Below are 18359 nucleotides of genomic sequence, written 5' to 3' on the forward strand. Positions count from 1 at the left end.
CCAGATCGAGTTCAGTTTGTTCGGTACAGTTTGGATTCGGCATGGCTCGCTCGTTCATCAAGTTTCTACACCTCGATAAACGCGCACTCAAAGGGCCATGCCGTCATCGTTTTTACGGAGGACGGTGAAATATCCGGGCTAAATGATGTTCGGAACGCGCCTGCGCTCGTCCCAGCTCGCATCAATCTCCGTGCGAGGCGCTCCACCGGTCTCCCCAGCCCTGGGTGCGGGTGCGTTCGATGTCACGGCGGTTGCGCTTGGTGGGGCGGCCCTGGCTCAGGGCTGTGGCCGGTTCGGGGGCGAGGCGCCGCAACTCGGCAGCGGTCTCGCGGGCATGGATGCTTTCGGCGGTTTCCTCGTACAGCAGCTGCGCCACGGGCGCGGGCCCGCGCACGCCGCTGAGCGAGCGAACGAGCACGGTGCGCGCCACCGGACCCTGACGCAACGCCACCAAGTCACCGCAGCGCAAGTCGCGGGCAGGCTTGACGGCCTGCCCGTTGACCGTGACGCGGCCTTTGTTGATTTCTTCAATCGCCAGGTTGCGCGTCTTATAGAAGCGGGCGCACCACAGCCATTTGTCCAGGCGCATGGATTCTGTCGTGTTCATGGGCCCTATTGTCCCGTGTCCGTGGCGCCGTGAGTCTCAGCGGCGGGCCAAGATCCCGGCAGGCGTACGACGGCGTCCAGACCGTGGACCGTGCCGTTGCGGTAGCGGTTGGTCAGTGCAATGGTGCCCTGAAGGGCTTGAACGATCTCCTGACAGATGGCCAGACCCAGACCGCTGCCGGTGCGCACGTCGCCCGCCGAAAAAGGCTGGAACAGCCGCGCGGCCAGCTCATCGTCGATGCCCGGGCCGTGGTCGCTGATGGTGAGGGTGATATCACGGCCCTGCAAACGCAGGTCGACCGTCAGTTCGCTGCCGGGCGGCGCATGCCTGATGGCGTTGTGCAGCAGGTTGCGGCACAGCTCGCGCAGCATCCATTCGTGTGCCTGAACGGGCGCTGGCTCGGTATGGATGCCGAAATCGAGGTCGCGCTGCGCGATCAGGGGCGATAAATCCAGCGCCACCGCGCGCAGGATGTCGTCCAGGCGCGACAGGGGCGGCTCGCTTTGCTGGCGCAGCTGCTCCACCTTGGCCAGCGCCAGCATCTGGTTGGCCAGTTGTGTGGCGCGATCCACGGTATCGCCGATTTCGCGCAGCGCCTGGACCGGCTCCACATCGCCCCGCAGTGCTGACTGCACCTGGGTCTTCAGAACGGCCAGCGGCGTCCGCAGCTGGTGCGAAGCATCACGCACAAACCGCTCTTGATGGCGCAGCAGGTGCCGCAGTCGTTGCATCACGTGGTTGGTTGCATCGATCAGCGGTTGCAGCTCGCGCGGAGCCGAGGGTGCGGCAATGGGGCTGAGATCACCCTCACGCCGCGCCTGCAGCTGGTGGCTGAGCTGTCGTACGGGCTTGGTTGCACGTTGCACCACCAGCACCACGGTGACGGCAATCACAGCGATGAGCGCCGCTTGGCGCATCAGGGTGTTCCACAGGATTTGCAGCGCCAACTTTTCGCGGACCTCCAGCGTCTCGGCCACCTGGACCACCGCGACGGTGCGGCCCTTGGCGCTGGACACGGGCTGCAGCAGCACGGCCACACGCACGTTGCGTTCGCGAAAACGGTCGTCGTAGAAGTCGACCAGCGCTGCATACGGCGGACGCGCGGGAATGGTCCCGGTCCAGAACGACAACTCTTCAAAGCCAGAAACCAGCTCTCCGCCCAGGGTGGACACCCGGTAGAACATGTGGCTCTGGTTGTCGGCTTCAAAGGCTTCCAGAGCCGAGTAGGGCACCGTAGCGCGCAACTGCGCCGCCGAGTCATAGCCTGTCACGTCCAACTGCTCGCTGATGACTTTGGCCGATGCGAGCAAAGTGCGGTCATAGGCGGTGTTTAGCAATGTCAGGGCTTGCCGGTACAGACTGAAGGTGTTGAATACGATGAAGAGCGCGACGGGCACCAGGATGCCCGCCAGCAGCCGTCGCCTGAGAGAGTGGTGGGCGGCAGGGTTGGCCGGTGGGGCGTTCATGCCTCGTCGGTCCGCAGCAGGTAGCCCAGGCCACGCAGGGTCATCAGCGTCAGACCGGTGCCCGCCAGCTTCTTTCGCAGGCGGTACACCACCACCTCAATCGCTTCGTACTGCACGTCCAGCTGGCCCGGGAAAACGAGTTCATACAGGCGTTCCTTGGCCACGGCATGCCCGGGCTGGGCCAGCAGCGCATGCATCAGCGCGAGCTCGCGCGGTGTGAACTCCATCACCTCGCCGTGGCGGTACAGCGCGCCACTTTCCTTGTCATATCGGATGGCGCCCAGCTGCACCGTGCCCGGTGTCATAGCGTTAGAAACTGCCGGGTCGGAGCAGCGGCGCACGAGCGCACGCAGCCGGGCCTCCAGCTCGTCCAGGTCGAACGGCTTGGGCAGGTAGTCGTCGGCTCCTGCATTGAGGCCGATGACCCGGTCGCCCACCGTGCCGCGCGCGGTGAGGATGAGTACGGGCGTTCGCAGCCCTTTGTCCCGCGCCTGTTTCAATACCTGCAACCCATCAAGCCCTGGCAACGTGAGGTCAAGCACCACCGCGTCGGGCTGGCGCGCAATCCAGTGTCTGAGAACCGTGCCCCCATCCCCTGTAGCAGTCACTTCGATGCCTCGGCGCGTGAGGGCGCGGTGCAGCGTCGCTTGCATGGTGGGGTCATCCTCGACAAGAAGCAATTGCATGCGCGAAACCTTACCACTGTCCCGCAGGATGGGCTACGTGAGTGTTTTCCCTTAGTCTGCGGACAGCCGTTTGACAGGCGACTCGCGCATCATTGGGGCGGTCATAAATCTACAAGGAGTCAACCGATGCGTCGCGATATGTTTCTCAAGTCACTGGCTGCCCTGGCGGCCGCTGGCGCCCTGCCGGTGTCTGCGCAGACAGCTTCTGCCATCAAGATGATGATTCCCGCCAACCCGGGCGGTGGCTGGGACTCCACCGGCCGCGCGTTGGGCAAGGCCATGCAGGACGCAGGCGTTACCAGTGCGGTGACCTATGACAACAAGGGTGGCGCCGCCGGGGCTATCGGGTTGGCCCAGTTCGTCAATGCCAGCAAGGGCGATCCGAATGCCGTGATGGTGATGGGCGCGGTGATGCTGGGGGGCATCATCACCGGCAAGCCGCCCGTGGGGCTGGACAAGGTGACGCCACTGGCGCGCCTGACCAGCGAATACAACGTGTTTGTGCTGCCCGCCAATTCGCCCTTTAAATCCATGAAGGACGTGGTCGAGCAACTGCGCAAGGACCCGGGCAGCGTGAAGTGGGGTGGCGGCTCGCGTGGTTCCACCGAGCACATTGCCGCCGCGATGATTGCGCGCGATGCGGGCGTGGATCCGTCCAAGATCAACTACGTGGCTTTCCGTGGGGGTGGCGAGGCCACTGCCGCCATCCTGGGGGGTAACGTCACGGTGGGTGGCAGCGGGTACAGCGAGTTTGCCGAATACATCTCCGCAGGCAAGATGCTTCCGATCGCCGTGACGTCGCCGACGCGCCTGAAGGGTGTGAGCGTTCCCACGCTCAAGGAGCAGGGCATCAACGTGGAAATTGGCAACTGGCGCGGCGTGTACGGTGCCCCGGGCATCACGGCGGAGCAGCGCAAGGCGCTCATCGATGCCCTGGCCAAGACCTTCAAGAGCAAGGCCTGGCAGGATGCGATGGTCAAGAATGGCTGGACACCTGCCTGGATGGCAGGAGACGAATTTGCCAACTTTGTGGATTTGGAGTTTGCCAGCATGCGCGCCACGATGGCCAAGTCCGGCATGATCTGATTGCAGGCGGCAAGTAGGGCGTGCCGCAGGACTCTTGCGGAGTGCCGGGGCGTGGCCTTGTACGGACAGTGCGAAGGAGAAAAACATGACACAACAACATTCATCGCGCTCCATACCCTTGCAAACCCTGATCGGCGTGGGATTGGTGCTGGTGGCGCTTGCGATGGCTTGGGGCGCCAGATCGATCAGCTCGGAGGCGGGTTACAGCGGCGTGGGCCCTAGCTTCGTCCCGTGGGTGGTCAGCATTGCTTTGCTGATGTGCGGTGTCCTGTGCGTGGTGCATGCACGGACGGGCGGGTTCCGTAACCTGGAAGAAGGCTCTGGCGACGTTCGTGCCCACTGGAAGGGCTTCATCTGGGTGTCCGCAGGGCTGTTGCTCAATGCGATGCTCATCACCACCCTTGGCTTCATCCTGAGCTGCGCGCTGTGCTTTGTGCTGTCAGTGCGCGGGTTCAAGAGTTCCGAGGGTGCACTCGACCTGCGCCTGCAGGCCTGGATCAAGGATTCCTGCATCGGCATGGCGGTGGCGGCACCTGTATATTGGTTGTTCACGCAGCTGTTGGCCATCAATTTGCCCGGCCTCACCAACACGGGGTGGCTCTGAGGCCTGCTCGATATGGAAACCTTAAACCTTTTGATGCAGGGTTTTGCCACCGCTGCAACACCCATTAACCTCATGTGGGCCTTTGTGGGCTGCATGATTGGCACGGCCGTGGGCGTGCTGCCCGGCATTGGCCCGGCAGTGGCCGTGGCCATGCTGCTTCCCATCACGGTCAAGGTCGAGGCCACGGCGTCGATGATCTTCTTTGCCGGGATTTACTACGGCGCGATGTACGGCGGCTCCACCACCTCCATCCTGCTTAATACGCCCGGTGAGGCTGGCTCCATGGTCACCGCCATGGAGGGCAACAAGATGGCCAAGCATGGCCGGGCGGGCGCCGCCTTGGCCACGGCAGCGATTGGCTCGTTTGTGGCGGGCACGATTGCGACGGTGCTCGTCACGTTCTGCGCGCCGCTGGTGGCCGAGTACGCCATCCGCCTGGGCCCGCCGGAGTACTTCATGCTGATGGTGCTGGCCTTCACCACGGTGAGTGCGGTGCTGGGCAAGAGCACGCTGCGGGGCCTGGTGGCGCTGTTTGTCGGCTTGGCCATGGGGCTCATCGGCATTGACCAGATCACTGGTGAGGCCCGCTACACCGGTGGCGTGCCCGAGTTCATGGACGGCATCGAGGTCGTGTTGATTGCCGTGGGCCTGTTCGCGGTGGGCGAGGCGCTGTACAACGTGATGTACGAGGGCCGCACCAACGAAACCCAGAACCGCCTGACCAGCACGCACATGACCAAGGAGGAGTGGCGGCGTTCCTGGCCCGCGTGGTTGCGTGCGACCGCCATTGGCTTCCCGTTTGGCACCATTCCTGCGGGTGGTAGCGAGATCCCGACCTTCCTGAGCTACGCCGCCGAAAAGAAGCTCAGCAAGCACAAGGAAGAGTTTGGCACCACCGGCGCCATTGAGGGCGTGGCAGGCCCCGAAGCCGCCAACAATGCGGCCATTACGGCCACGCTGATTCCGCTGCTCACGCTGGGCATTCCCACGTCGAACACCACCGCCATTTTGCTGGGTGCGTTCCAGAACTACGGTATCCAGCCCGGCCCTCAGTTGTTTGACACCAACGGCGCGCTGGTATGGGCGCTGATTGCGTCCATGTACATCGGCAACGTGATGCTGCTCATCTTGAACCTTCCATTAGTGGGGCTGTGGGTGAAGCTGCTGAAGATCCCCAAGTCCTATCTGTATGCGGGCATCTTGGTGTTCTCTACGCTGGGCGTGTATGGCATGCGCCAAAGCGCCTTCGACCTGGTGCTGCTGTATGGCATTGGCCTGCTGGGCGTGGTGATGCGCCGCTTCGACTTTCCGTCGGCGCCGGTGGTGGTGGGCATGATCCTGGGCCCGCTGGCCGAGGCGCAGATGCGCAACGCGGTGGCGATTGGCGAGGGCAAGTGGACGATCTTCCTGGAGCGCCCAGGTTCGGTCACCCTGATCGTGATTGTGTTGGCGGTACTCATCGTTCCGCGGCTGCTGCGCCGATGGGCAGCCCGGCGCTTGGCCATGGCCACCGCCAGCTGACGGGCTGGCCGCGTCCTGCACCCCCCCCCTACAAAACCGCGCCTTGAGGCGCGGTTGTTGTTGGATAACTCGCCTCGCACCACGTTGCGGCGTTTTTTTCGGGACGATGTGCAGGTGGCGGGGGGTCAGGCTCAGGTGGGTCAAACCAACACGCGCAGCCCTGGATGCGTTAATCGTCGCGGCGATGCGACCTGTTCCACCACTGTCCCAAGGACAGGACGAGCAGCCCCAGCCCTGCCCACCACATGAGCTGCGGCCACAGCGGCGCGCTTCGCAGAACCTTCACATCGCGCACGAAGATGGTTTCGCAGGCGCCGTTGCCCTGGTCATCGCGCGTGAGGGACGTGCCTCGGAAAAAGTCAAAGCCCGCGCGGTGGCGGTATTCGGCCAGTTCGCCCCGGATGGTCACCTGGTCGCCCACGCGCAGGCCACGCAGGTGGCGAGCCACGGCGGGGGAGTCGGTGAGCAGATGGTTGTTGGACAGCGCGCGCAGGTTGTCGGGGCGGGCGGCCTCTGGGTCGCGGGTGCTGACGTAGCAGACGAACTGGCCGCTGGAGAACGACATGCGCGTGTAGGCGCCCGAGCGGGCGTTGGCCCCCCACACCATGCACAGGTCGGCGACGTTCAGATGATCGTTGGCGGCCGCGTGGAGCCAGTTCCACCAGGTCGAAGTGTCGTGGCGGCTGACCACCAGGCCGCTGATGGCGTAGTCCTGCACCGGGGTCACGGTGTAGTCGATCTTTTGCGCCTGCACCTTGAAGGGGCGGCGCTGGGTGCCTGTCTGCTGCGGTTCGGTGAGCACGTCCGGGTGCAGGCTGGCCACGGGCGGCAGGGTGTCGCCCCACCACCAGCCTGCGATCAGCAGGGCCACAGAAAGCCAGGGCAGGGGGCGCAAGGTCATCGAACGCGGGCGTTTGTTGGATTCAGCCCGCATGGTACGCGCCTTGCGCGTTGCGGTGGTCGGCGCACGGTCGTGCGCGCTACCATCGCGTGATGCCATTGACCGACACCACCGACCGCGCCAGCCCCGCGCTGCCCCTGGACGGGCAGAGCATCCTGGAGCTGGCCGCGCGGTCCATGTTCCAGTTGTTTTCCAGCGTCAGCCAATGCATGTTTTTGGTGGACCGAAGTGGCCGCATCGTCTGGGTGAACGATGGCTACCAGCGCTTTTTGCCCGACCTCGGTTTTTCGTCGGTGGACCAGTTTGTGGGCCGCATGGTGGAGGATGTGATCCCCTACACCCAGATGCGCAAGGTGCTCGAAACCGGCCAGCCCGCCTTTCCTTATTGCCAAGCTCATCACAGACCACCATGCAATCCCTTCCCGACTCCTACCGCGCCCTGGTGATCGGTGCGACTGGCGCCATCGGCGCGGCACTGCTGGAGCACCTGCGTTCAGACCCGCGCTGCGGGGAGGCGCTGGGCCTGGGCCGTGGCACGGCTCCGGCGGTGGATTTTGATGACGAAGCCAGTGTCGCCCGGGCTGCGGCGCATGTGGGTGCGGGCGGGCCGTTGCACCTGGTCATCAACGCGGCCGGCGTGCTCCATGGCCCCCAAGGGTTGCCTGAAAAGCGCCTGGGCCAGCTCCATTACGCGCAAATGGAAGCGACCTTTCGCACCAATACCTTCGGCCCCGCACTGGTGTTGGCGCACTTCGCGCCGCTGCTGGCACGCCGTGAACGCAGCGTGCTGGCCGTGCTGTCGGCCAAGGTGGGCAGCATTGGCGATAACCGGCTGGGCGGCTGGTATAGCTACCGGGCGTCCAAAGCCGCGCTCAACATGCTGCTCAAGACCGCGTCGATCGAAGTCGCGCGCACCCATCCGAAAGCAGTGCTGGTGGCACTGCACCCGGGTACCGTGACATCGGCCCTTTCGGCACCATTTAACGGTGCGGAGATCGGCCGGGATGCAGCGCAGGCTGCCGCCGACATGCTGGGCGTGCTAGATGGCCTTGGCCCTGAGCAGACCGGCAGCTTCTACGCCTACAGCGGCGAGCGGCTGCCGTGGTGAAGGCCCGGTAGCGGCGGCGTCCGGCTTTCTTTACCAATGCGATACATGCCAGTCAAATCGGGTACACATCCCGCATTGACCGGTCGGCCAGAATCAAGCCCATGCGCACTTTTGCCAAAAACCCTGCCATCGCCCTGAACCGGTTCGGACTCGGGGCGCGCCCGGGCGACACGATTCCCGACGACCCGAGCCGCTGGCTTTTGGCGCAACTCGATGCCTATGATCCCCGCCCTGCGCCCATCGCGTCCCTCGCGCGGACCCCCGATCTGGTGGAGGCGTGGCTGACCCAGCAGCGCGCGGTGCGGCAGGCGCCCGAAGGCGAGCGCGCCGCCATCCGCGAGACGTACCTGCGTCGAGGCCGCGAAGAGCACCTTGCCGCCGTGGGCGCGCGCATGGATCAGGCGCTGCAGACGAGCACGCCGTTGGTCGAGCGGCTGGTGTATTTCTGGTCCAACCATTTTGCGGTGTCGGTGGACAAGGTCCAGATCGTGGCCATGGCAGGCAGCCTGGAGGCCGACGCCATCCGGCCCCACGTCCTGGGGCGTTTTGAGGACTTGTTGCTGGCCTGCGTGCGGCACCCGGCCATGCTTTTGTACCTGGACCAGGCGCAGTCGATCGGGCCGCAGAGCGTGGCCGGCCGCCGGGCCGGGATGCGGGACGCGCAACGCCAGCGGGGCCTTAACGAAAACCTGGCCCGTGAAATCCTGGAGCTGCACACGCTGGGCGTACGCAGCGGGTACAGCCAGGCCGATGTGACTGAATTCGCCCGTGCGCTCACCGGCTGGACCCTGCCGGGCGACAGCGAGCGCGGTGCGGGCAACGCGCCGGGGGCCACCTTCCGCTTTGTGCCGACTCTGCACGAACCCGGCGCCCGCACGGTGCTCGGCCGCACGTATGCAGAGGGCGGCGAACAGCAGGCGCTGGGCATCCTGCATGACATGGCCACCAGTGCGGCCACGGCCAGGCATGTGGCCACCAAGCTTGCGCGCCATTTCGTGGCCGACGAGCCACCGCCCGCGCTGGTGCAGCGGCTGGCAGATGTTTTCTTGCGCACCGGCGGTGACCTGCCCGCGGTGTATCGCGAACTGCTGACCGCGCCCGAGGCCTGGGAGCCGGGGCAGCCCAAGTTCAAGTCGCCCTGGGATTGGGGCGTGTCGTCGCTGCGCGCCCTGGGCCGCACGCAGGTCCCTCCGGCGCAAGCTGCGGCCTTGATGAACCAGCTGGGTCAGCCCGTTTGGCGGCCGGGTTCGCCTGCCGGGTATGACGATGTCACCGCCACCTGGGCGGCGCCCGATGCGCTGCTGCGCCGGGTGGAGGTGGCCCAGCGGCTTGCGGGCCAGGCCGGCAATGCCGTCGATGCCCGGGCGCTGGCGCCCCAGGTGCTGCCCGGCAGCCTCAGCCGCGACACGGCCGATGCCCTTGCACGGGCAGACAGCGGACGCACGGCGCTGGCGCTGATGCTGGTATCGCCCGAATTCTTGAGGAGGTAATGCGATGAATCTGGACCGCAGAAGCTTCATCAGTGCGGCCGCTGCACTGGCCGCGCCGCGTATGCTATTTGCCCGGGCAGCCACTGCGAGACGCCTGGTTTTCGTGGTTCAGCGCGGCGCGGCCGACGGCCTGAACACGGTCGTGCCGTATGCCGACCCGGCGTATGCCGACCTGCGTGGGGCACTTGCCATGGATCCGTCGAGCACGTTGCAGCTTGACGGCAGCTTTGCATTGCACCCGTCACTGGCGCAACTGCACCAGATGTACGTTGCAGGCCAGGCCCAGTTCATCCATGCGGTGGCATCCCCTTACCGCGATCGGTCGCATTTTGATGCGCAAAACGTGCTGGAGACCGGCGGCAGCGCACCCTACCAGCTCAAGGATGGCTGGCTCAACCGCCTCTCGCGGCTGCTGCCCGCAGACGACAAGGCCGCCATTGCGTTCGCATCGGCGGTGCCCCCGGCCCTGCGTGGCAGCTCCCCGGTGGTGACCTATGCCCCATCGAATCTTCCCGAGCCTCACGATGACCTGATGCAACGTGTGGAACAGCTTTATGCCCGCGATGCGCAGCTCAGCGGCCTGTGGTCGTCGGCGCTGGACGCGCGGGGCATGGCGGGTGGGGCCGCGAGCCGCGGTGAGCGCCGCCAGGATGCGGCTGCACTGGGCCGCATGGCGGCAGGGTTTCTTGCCAGACCCGACGGCCCGCGCATTGCCATGATTGAAACCAGCGGGTGGGACACCCACAGCGCGCAAAACGCACGTCTGGCAACGCAGCTCAGGGGGTTGGACAGCCTGTTGGCGGCTTTGCGCGACGGTCTGGGCAATGTGTGGGCCGATACCGTGGTGCTGGTGGCCACCGAGTTCGGGCGCACCGCGCGCGCCAATGGCACCGGCGGTACCGATCACGGCACGGGCGCTGTCGCCATGCTGCTGGGTGGGCCGGTTCAGGGTGGCCGCGTTCTGGCCGACTGGCCGGGCCTGGCACAAGGGCAGCTTCTGGACGGGCGTGACCTCAGACCCACGCTGGGCCTGGACGCGCTCGTGACGGCGGCTTGCGCGGAGACCTTCGGGCTGGACCCCCAGCTCACGGCGCGGACGCTTTTCCCCAGCATGCCAACCGTCAGATCAGCGCTGCCGCCGCTGGTGCGCGCGTGATGCGGGGCGGGCGAGCGGTCACCATGTCTGGTGCGAGCCAGCGCAGCCTGCAGGCAGTTGTGCAGAGGTTCCCCCGTGTGCCGGTTGGGCCATGCGTGCCATCAAGACGCCGCCATCACCGCCATGCTGTGTCGCGCATCCGCGCGACTGCGACATCGTGATCTGTTCAACGAATTTTTACCCGTGAGCTTCGGTAGAACAATGCTTGCAGGGGGAAGTCTACCGAAACCATGCGAAGCCTAGAAAAGCTGAAAGTACTTGGCTGACAACAACTTAGCGAAACTGAGCGAAGCCCGCCCGAACTGACGGGTGTACCGCAGGTGTACCGAGAACTCCGGTACACCTGCGCCGCGCGCCCTCGCGGCACCCGCTCACCCGACCAGCTCGGTGAGCTCAGTGACCACTTTGAACTGCACCTGCTCGAAGTTCTTGAAGTGGCGCCTGCCGCACTCGATGCGCAAGTCCTCAATCGGCCTCAACAGGTCCAGCTGAACATGGTCCCCTGACCCTGTCTTTTTGGTCTCCGCCACAAAGTACAGGGTCTTGTCATTGCGGTACGCCAAAGCCCAGTCAGGGTTGTACGACCCCACCGGGGTTTCGATCTGAAACCATCCCGGGAGCTTGATGTAAAACAGCACGTCGTCGTTGTCCTCGCACGACTGCGCAAAGGCACGTTCCGGCCCAGAGTTGGAGTCGATAACGATGTGAGAAAACAGTGTCTTCTCCTGCTTTTCCACCGCGCGCACATTCGACGCGAACACCTCCATCAAGTCGTCGCGCTCGAAACGGCGCATCTCGTAGACGGCATCGTCCAACTTCACGTATTTCACACCGCTGTCATCCGTGCCGTCGCCATAGACCAGAAACTCGCGCTTGACCGCGTTGGTGATCTCCGACACCTGGTCGATAAACGCTTGTGGGTTGTTCACCGCATCACTCAGTCGGCCTGTTTCGAGCAAGATGTTCGCCACCGTGGATTTCGCCAGTCCCGTCTTGGCCTGCACTTGCCCAACGAAGTCCGGCATCACATATCTGGCTTCCACAGTCTGAGTGCGATACCCAGTTTGCTTGCCCACCACGCCACCTGAACTAACGTCAATATCTGCGCGAGTGAACGCCACCTTGGGTCGCTCGATGATCGGCATCTTGGCCTTGATACGGCTGGCCGCCTTGGCAACCAGCTCTTCCGTCTTGTAGGTCACGCTGTAGCGGGTTCGAGCCCGAATCCGCTCCCACAGAGCAAGAAATTTCGGGTCGGTATCAAACCCCTTGCGTAGGCGCACTGTCACTTTGTCGCGCTCGTTCTTGATCATTTCGCGCTTGAACCTCACACCAGCCTCGACCATCTCGGACTGCAACTGATTGGCAAAGTCCTCATAGCTTTCGTTGGCGATCACGGTCAGCCGGTTGATGGCCGGGTCGCGCACCCGCTCCCCTTCTTGGTTCACCGCCAGGCGAAGACCGCGCCCGATTTCTTGCCGCTTTTTGATTTCGGAGCTGGACTCGGCCAGGGTGCAAATCTGGAACACGTTGGGGTTGTCCCAGCCCTCGCGCAGCGCAGAGTGGCTGAAGATGAAAGCCAGTGGTTCTTCAAGTCCCAGCAAGCGTTCCTTGTCGCGCATGATCAACTCGAACGCACTCGCTTCAGCATCGGCATTGGTCTTGCCGGTCAGGGTCTCGAAGGGGGATACGGTCCGCTTGTCTTGTGAGAAATAGCCGTTGTGTACCGCCGAAGCCTCAGCACTCAGCAGGCCCGAGAACTCGTCCTTGGACTGGTACTGCGCATAAATCTCTTCGAACCATTCCGCGAATTTGCCCTTGGTTGTCGAACCATCCTCGCCATACGCGCGGTAGTTCGCCACGCGGTCAATGAAGAAGACCGACAACACCTTGATGCCCATGGGGTGCAGCTTCTTCGCCTTTTCAAAATGGCGGCGAACGGTGGCCTCAATCTGCAAACGAAGGATCGCATCGGTCAGCGCGCCATGGGGGCGACCCAGCGCCACACGCACGTCGTTGGCAAAGGTCACAAAGCCCTCGGCCGCATCGATCTCGTTGACGATAAATCCGTTGCGGTAAATCTCCCGCTGGTTCGAAAGTGCGTAGAGGTCGTCTCCGTTTTTCACGGTTACCGACTTCTTGGCCGGTCCTTGCGCTTGGTTGACCCAGATCGAAATCTTGGCGGACACGCTGCGCTTGCCCGTCTTGAAGCCCTCGACCTCAATGAACGCCTGATTGGCGTCCTTCAGCTCGATCACCGAGTCCACCCCGATCTGCTTGACCAGTCCCAGTTCGTAAGCCCGCACAGGGTCCAGCGAATAGATAAGGTTGTAGGCGTTGCGGTGCGTGGCGGAGTAGCGCAGCGTGCACAGTGGGTTCAAGCGCGCCAGGGCTTGCTTGCGAATGTCGGTTTCCAGGTTCTGCGGTTCGTCCACGATCACCACAGGGTGCGCCGCCTGAATGAACTCAATAGGCTTCACGCCCGTCTCGCGCATCTGGTTGATGACGTTCCCCTTGGTCTTCTTCTTGGCCTTGCCGCTGGCGGCGTCGTCATTGGTGTCGGTCGAGTCCTTGGCGAAGGCGTCGATGTTAATCACCAAAATTTGAATCGCGTCAGACAGGGAAAAGTTGCGAAGCTGGTTGACCTTGCCCGAGTCGTACGCCATGAACTCCATGCGTTCATAGCCGTACAGCGTCTGGAAGTGTTCGCGGGTGATCTTGAGGCTGGACAGCACACCCTCACGGATCGCCACAGACGGCACCACGATCACGAACTTTTTAAAGCCATAGGTCTTGGCCAGCTCATGCACCGTGCGCAGGTACACATAGGTCTTGCCCGTGCCGGTCTCCATCTCCACCGTGAAGTTGGGGAAGCTGCCCACGGGCTCGCCGTTGTCGAGCGTCATGGTCGCCAATGCACCTGAAGGCTCAAGCCCGTGGGTCTTCTGCACGGCGTTGAGGTTGGCCAGCCACTGTTCATCGTCAATGACACGGCGGTTGGCAATGCCGGTTTCGCTCAGTGCCAGGCTAGACAGCTCATCCTCGCGCGTGACGGCGGTTTGCGAGGCATCCGGCTGGCCCTCGAACAAAGCCACCACGGCACGAATCGCCTCCAGCTGGTAATCCTGATGGGCGTCAAATTGCAGTTTCACTGGGGGTGCCCTCCCAAGTTGCGAAGCGCCTCCATCCACCGGCGAAAGTGCAAGCACTCCCGCTCCATGGCGGCCAGCGTGACCCGCTCAGCGGCCAAAGGGCCATGGCGGGTTTTCTTGTATCCCGGTTGCAGCAGCTGCTCCAGCCGCCTTGACGGCTTTTTCTCAATGCTGTTATTGATGTGCTCAGGCGTTTCAAATTCTGCCCGTACGGCGGCCAATTTGGCCTCTCGCGCTTGCCAACCCGGCTCTGTCTGCGACAGGGCCTCGGTGTCGGAAAACAGTAGCCCCTCGAACTCATGGGGCTGGATGTGTGGAATAAAACGCTCGGGCCTGCACTTCACATAGGCCACCAGTTCCTGGTGAAGTGCCGCGTTGAGGTGTGTCACCCGGCTGGTCAGGTCGGGTTTGCTCTTGGCTTCCTCAAAGCCAGGAAACGAGGTGTCCAGCCCGTACAAGTCCAGCAGTGTGGTGAGCACGGCGGCGGGTTGTTGGCGCAGAGTGTTGCGGGCGTTGAACTTCAGGCGGTCAAAGTTGATGGCGCCGCCCCGGGCTTCTTGAGAGGTCTTGAGCATTTGCGGCTTCAAGAACACTTGCAGGGGCCGCAGCGCAGGTGCCACCACCCGCTTGATGAACTGCTCTTCCGTCGGGCCTTCGGCGAAAACGATCACTTCCACCATTTACGGCCTTCCGCCGAGCACATTGCGCTTCCACAGCTCGCCCATGGCGTACTGATCCAGCCAGCCCGAAAGCTCGTCTTGGGTGAAGCGCTTGAAGGTCGATGCGCCGTCGACCTGGTCCACCACGATCACATCGTCCGGCGTCAACTCGTTGAGCAATTCCACCGACTGGGTGGACACGATCAACTGCCGATTTTCGGCCACCTGCTTGAACATGTCCGCCAGTACCGTGATCGCATAAGGGTGCAGGCCCAATTCAGGCTCATCAATCAGCACCGTCTCTGGCAACTTGTAATAGGGCTGGAGAAGTAGCGTGGCCAGACAGATGAAGCGCAAGCTGCCATCAGACAGCATGTGGGCCTTGAACGGCGTGTCCGGATTGCCTTTTTGCAGCCACTCGAGCTCAATGGTGTCCGCGTCGCCTTCCCGGTGTACGAAGTCATCAAAGAACGGTGCCACCAGCCGAATCGTGTTGACGATGTTCAGGTACTCGGGCTCGTGCTTTTCTTTCAGCAAGCGCAGGTAGGCGGCCAAGTTGGCTGCGTCTGGTTTCAGGCGCAGATTGTCGTTGACCGTATGCTTCTGCTTTACCTTGGCGCGCTCGCTGGTGTCGTGGAAGTGGTAGACGCGCCAATTGGTGACTGAACCACGAACATGTCGGGAATAGTTGTCTGTCGCGACCTGAAGTTTGGACTCTGCATGTCCTGCACCCAGCGAAGCGCTATACGAGCCCGGAAACCGATCACCCGCATACCAGCTGTATTCACTCTCGAATACCAACCTGTTATCCGAGGTGGGCACCAAGTCAAACTTGTACCCATTCAGCCCAAAGTAGAACTCGGCGTGCAAGCGCTCCGTTCGCGCGCGGCCCCCGTGCAGCAACGCGTCCGGCCCGCCTTGGGTCTGCACGTAGAGCTGTAAGCGCTCTTCCACGATTTCACCCAGCAGCCGAAACAGCCCAATGAAGTTGCTCTTGCCCGCACCGTTGGCGCCGATGAGCACGTTCAGGTCGTTCAGGGGAAACTCTTTCAGCTCACGGATGGACTTGTAGCCCGAGACCGTGAGCGAACGAACGCTAGACATGGTGCCGCCTCACAAACAGGTGAACCGAATGCCCGCGTCGCGGCACTGCAGGTCGAGGTTGGTTTTGAGCATGTCCGAGTCCTTGAACACCCCGTCGATGGCGATGATCTCGCGTGGCTTCATGGCGACCAGCGGCACGATCATGGCCTCGGTGAACGACGCCAAAACAAAAAGCATCTTGCGGTCGTGAATGGCAAACACCTGACCGTCCGCGACTTCGAGCGTTTCGATGGGCACGGTCAGTTCCTGGCCAAATTTCAGCAGCAGCTCGTAGAGCGTGTCTTCAACCGCCGCACCTTCTTTTTCAGACTTGGCGAACATCTGCACTTGCTCGGCCAACTGTTCGGGGGTGTCGATGCCGTCGCCGCGCCATTGTTTGAAGTTCGAGGGGGCGAGCACGCAAGATTTGAAGCCGAGATCTTCGCGATGCGCGGGCGCTAGATCGACGGCAGACTCGAGCTTCGCTATTACGCGGCGAATACGCTCACGGCCTATATCGGCAATTGTCTTGAAACATGCACGGAATGCTTCGCTTCCTTCATCGGTCGGTTCTGGAAGCTGGATGCAAACATATCGCCTGTTGCCACCATCCTGTATATTCAAATCGAGCACGGCATGTGCTGTAGGCGATGAGCCAGAAAAAAAATCCATTACAAGACAGTCATCGCCATCACCTTGCCGAACTAATTCCTTGATCAGTTCATACGGCTTCGGAAAGTCAAATGCCGCAAACCCGAATAACTCTCTAATAATTTGAGTTCCTCTTGACGTATTTGGAACATCCAACAGGGACGAAAACCCAGTGAGCCGACTTTTGATTTCGTTTAAAAATTTTTTATGTCTGGGTCGACCATCCGGACTTGATGGCCACAAGATGCGCTTCTCCGCTATTTTCTTTGACATTGTGGTCTTGTCGTAACGCCAGCCTTTTTCAGGACATGTGTACCTAATGCGAGTTTCTGGATTTATCAGCTCATAGTGTAGATTCGGTCTCTGCTCTGCATTTGCCAAGCCAACCATGTTGTCACTCATCCATGGACCGCGGGGGTCGTTGTCTGGGTGCGAGTATTTAGTCTCGTCAATCTCCTGCCCCGAAATCCTTTGACCAAAGACAAGCACATACTCGTGGTCCGAAGAGAGTCCGGTCTTATTTCTACTATCGACATTGTGACGGCTTTTCCAAATCAGTGAGCCAATAAAATTTTCTTCCCCAAACACCTCATTCATCAAACACCGCAGGTTATGCACCTCGTTGTCATCGCAAGAAACAAAAATCACCCCATCCTCGCGCAACAAATTGCGTGCGATGTACAGGCGCGGCAACATCATCGACAACCAATTGCTGTGGTAATGCCCGCTTTCCTTGCTATTTTTTCGGAAGAACCCTTCGCGCATCAGCGTGCCGTCATCGGCCAGATCGTTGATGCGTTTGAGATAATCCTCTTTACTCTCCTGAAACCGGTCGGGGTAAATAAAGCTGTCTGACCCGGTGTTGTAAGGCGGGTCGATGTAAATCAGCTTGACCTTGCCGAAATAAGCCTTTTGCAAGACCTTGAGCACTTCCAGGTTTTCGCCTTCAATGAAAACGTGCTGCGCCTGGTCGAAGTTCACCGACTTGTCGCGCTCGGGTCGTAGCGTGGCGGTGGACGGCGTTTGCAGCACTTTGTAGGCGTCGGCCTTGCCCGCCCAGGTGAGCGCGTAGCGTTCGCTGCCCTCGTTCACATTGGCTTCGCCCAGAGCGCGCTTGAGCGCGGCGGGGTTCAGCTTGCCCTCAGAAAACGCCCCCGGAATCAGGTCGGCTAGCTTGGCGCGCAGCTCGTCGGCAGGGTTGGGGCTCGCGGCCAGGTCGGCTGCGCTGGGGTTCTGGTCACTCATGGTTTGTCCTGTGTCTTGTTGGCGGCTGTTGCGGCCATGGGGGCGGCAGCCTGCGCGCCGGTCTGGGCGGCCATCCAGCGGTGCAGCTCGGCACGGCGAAAGCGCCAGGTGCCACCCAGCTTGAAGGCCGGTATCTGGCCCTGCTGGGCCAGGCGGTACACGGTCTTCTTGCCTGCCTTCAGGTAGGCGGCCACCTCATCCAGCGTGAGGATTTCGTCTGCATCTGGCTCGGTCATGCTGGGCTGCTCTGCAGTTGGCTAGGGTGAGTTAGATATGCCAAAGATTGGCCAATTCTGCCATCCTGAAGATGGCAGAGGGTAGTCCAGACTGAATCCGCTGGAAAGCCCGCATTCGATCGAGCGGTTTCCGTCGCCACCGAAGGCCTCAAGGTACTTTCTGCACGCAGCTGGCGGCGCAATCAGCCTGTCAGCGGCGCCCGATACGGACAGTACCGGCAGTTTGAGCTGGCTCATGCTCGCCAGGTAGTCAAAGCCGTCCAGTCCGATGAACCGCTCGCTGATGTTCCAGTCGTACCACTGTTGCATCATGAAGCAGGACTCATCCTGGATCCCCAGCCCCAGGCGGCGACCTGGAATCGAGCCATGGAGTCGACTGGCCAGGCGCAAGCTGCGCAGCAGCCACTTTCGGGACCTTGACGGGGCGGCGTGCAGCGCCTGGCACGCGAACAGAACAGCCCTGTCGACAAGGGACACAAGACGGGGATGGCGCGTGAGACACATGGTGAGCACCAGGCCACCACCGCTGTGCGCCACGTAGTGCAGGCGTCGGATGCTTTGCCTGTGCTCTAGGAGCCTGTCGGACTTGGAAATCGTCGGCTGCAAATCGACCGCAGCGGTCCATTTTTAACCGCCTTTTTGCCCCATAGCTCGGCTATGGGGCTGCAAATTCGGCAAAAACTGTCCTCGCTGGGGCCGATTTTCGCT

At 62.2% G+C, this 18359-nt stretch carries 16 protein-coding genes and 1 pseudogene; 7 read left to right on the top strand and 10 right to left on the bottom strand.

The window, feature by feature from the left end; translation table 11 throughout:
- Positions 1–181: 181 nt before the first annotated feature.
- Genes ACK543_RS06065 through ACK543_RS06075 form a run of 3 tightly spaced genes read right to left on the bottom strand, consistent with a single transcriptional unit; the run spans position 182 to position 2759 of the window.
- Complete coding sequence (locus tag ACK543_RS06065; protein WP_409941954.1) at positions 182–607, bottom strand: RNA-binding S4 domain-containing protein; 426 nt, start codon at positions 605–607, stop codon at positions 182–184.
- Positions 608–612: 5 nt separating this feature from the next.
- Positions 613–2073, bottom strand: a complete 1461-nt coding sequence (locus ACK543_RS06070) for a sensor histidine kinase (RefSeq protein WP_409941955.1) — start codon at positions 2071–2073, stop codon at positions 613–615.
- Positions 2070–2759: a response regulator gene (locus ACK543_RS06075; RefSeq protein WP_409941956.1), complete on the bottom strand. Its 690-nt coding sequence runs from the start codon at positions 2757–2759 to the stop codon at positions 2070–2072. Before ACK543_RS06075 ends, ACK543_RS06070 begins: the two co-directional genes overlap by 4 nt.
- 126 nt (positions 2760–2885) lie before the next feature.
- Here ACK543_RS06075 and ACK543_RS06080 point away from each other — a divergent pair, with 126 nt between their 5' ends.
- The 3 genes from ACK543_RS06080 (at position 2886) to ACK543_RS06090 (ending at position 5970) form a co-directional block, all read left to right on the top strand.
- Positions 2886–3845, top strand: a complete 960-nt coding sequence (locus tag ACK543_RS06080) for a Bug family tripartite tricarboxylate transporter substrate binding protein (protein ID WP_409941957.1) — start codon at positions 2886–2888, stop codon at positions 3843–3845.
- Between the two features lie 85 nt (positions 3846–3930).
- Complete coding sequence (locus ACK543_RS06085; RefSeq protein ID WP_409941958.1) at positions 3931–4449, top strand: tripartite tricarboxylate transporter TctB family protein; 519 nt, start codon at positions 3931–3933, stop codon at positions 4447–4449.
- A gap of 12 nt (positions 4450–4461) precedes the next feature.
- Positions 4462–5970, top strand: a complete 1509-nt coding sequence (locus ACK543_RS06090) for a tripartite tricarboxylate transporter permease (protein ID WP_409941959.1) — start codon at positions 4462–4464, stop codon at positions 5968–5970.
- 169 nt (positions 5971–6139) lie between these two features.
- Here the strand turns inward: ACK543_RS06090 and ACK543_RS06095 are convergent, their stop codons facing one another.
- Positions 6140–6871 carry a hypothetical protein gene (locus ACK543_RS06095; protein WP_409941960.1) on the bottom strand — a complete coding sequence of 244 codons (732 nt, stop codon included), beginning with the start codon at positions 6869–6871 and terminating at the stop codon, positions 6140–6142.
- Positions 6872–6963: 92 nt separating this feature from the next.
- Here ACK543_RS06095 and ACK543_RS06100 point away from each other — a divergent pair.
- From ACK543_RS06100 to ACK543_RS06115, 4 genes and pseudogenes are all read left to right on the top strand, one after another.
- Positions 6964–7245 (top strand): annotated as a pseudogene (locus ACK543_RS06100) (AAA family ATPase); the annotation flags it as partial.
- Positions 7246–7280: 35 nt separating this feature from the next.
- Positions 7281–7979 carry an SDR family NAD(P)-dependent oxidoreductase gene (locus tag ACK543_RS06105; protein WP_409941961.1) on the top strand — a complete coding sequence of 233 codons (699 nt, stop codon included), beginning with the start codon at positions 7281–7283 and terminating at the stop codon, positions 7977–7979.
- A 101-nt stretch (positions 7980–8080) separates the two neighbouring features.
- Positions 8081–9469, top strand: coding sequence for a DUF1800 family protein (locus tag ACK543_RS06110; protein WP_409941962.1), 1389 nt, complete (start codon positions 8081–8083; stop codon positions 9467–9469).
- A gap of 4 nt (positions 9470–9473) precedes the next feature.
- Positions 9474–10625 (top strand): DUF1501 domain-containing protein, encoded by a 1152-nt coding sequence (locus tag ACK543_RS06115; protein WP_409941963.1) that lies wholly within the window; start codon positions 9474–9476, stop codon positions 10623–10625.
- Positions 10626–10996: 371 nt separating this feature from the next.
- Here ACK543_RS06115 and ACK543_RS06120 read toward each other — a convergent pair whose 3' ends face one another.
- From ACK543_RS06120 to ACK543_RS06145, 6 genes are read right to left on the bottom strand one after another with little or no spacing between them, the layout of a single operon-like run.
- Complete coding sequence (locus tag ACK543_RS06120; RefSeq protein ID WP_409941964.1) at positions 10997–13777, bottom strand: DEAD/DEAH box helicase family protein; 2781 nt, start codon at positions 13775–13777, stop codon at positions 10997–10999.
- Complete coding sequence (locus tag ACK543_RS06125) at positions 13774–14454, bottom strand: DUF4276 family protein (protein WP_409941965.1); 681 nt, start codon at positions 14452–14454, stop codon at positions 13774–13776. Before ACK543_RS06125 ends, ACK543_RS06120 begins: the two co-directional genes overlap by 4 nt.
- 3 nt (positions 14455–14457) lie before the next feature.
- On the bottom strand, positions 14458–15540 hold the full coding sequence (locus ACK543_RS06130; protein WP_409941966.1) for an AAA family ATPase: 1083 nt from the start codon (positions 15538–15540) through the stop codon (positions 14458–14460).
- A gap of 9 nt (positions 15541–15549) precedes the next feature.
- Positions 15550–17415, bottom strand: a complete 1866-nt coding sequence (locus ACK543_RS06135; RefSeq protein ID WP_409941967.1) for a site-specific DNA-methyltransferase — start codon at positions 17413–17415, stop codon at positions 15550–15552.
- Positions 17412–17651 carry a helix-turn-helix domain-containing protein gene (locus ACK543_RS06140; protein WP_409941968.1) on the bottom strand — a complete coding sequence of 80 codons (240 nt, stop codon included), beginning with the start codon at positions 17649–17651 and terminating at the stop codon, positions 17412–17414. The genes ACK543_RS06135 and ACK543_RS06140 overlap by 4 nt, the downstream gene beginning before the upstream one ends.
- Positions 17652–17672: 21 nt before the next feature.
- Positions 17673–17963: a hypothetical protein gene (locus ACK543_RS06145; RefSeq protein WP_409941969.1), complete on the bottom strand. Its 291-nt coding sequence runs from the start codon at positions 17961–17963 to the stop codon at positions 17673–17675.
- Positions 17964–18359 lie beyond the last annotated feature (396 nt).

The sequence above is a fragment of the Acidovorax sp. genome (assembly GCF_046341535.1).
GTDB lineage: Bacteria > Pseudomonadota > Gammaproteobacteria > Burkholderiales > Burkholderiaceae_C > Acidovorax.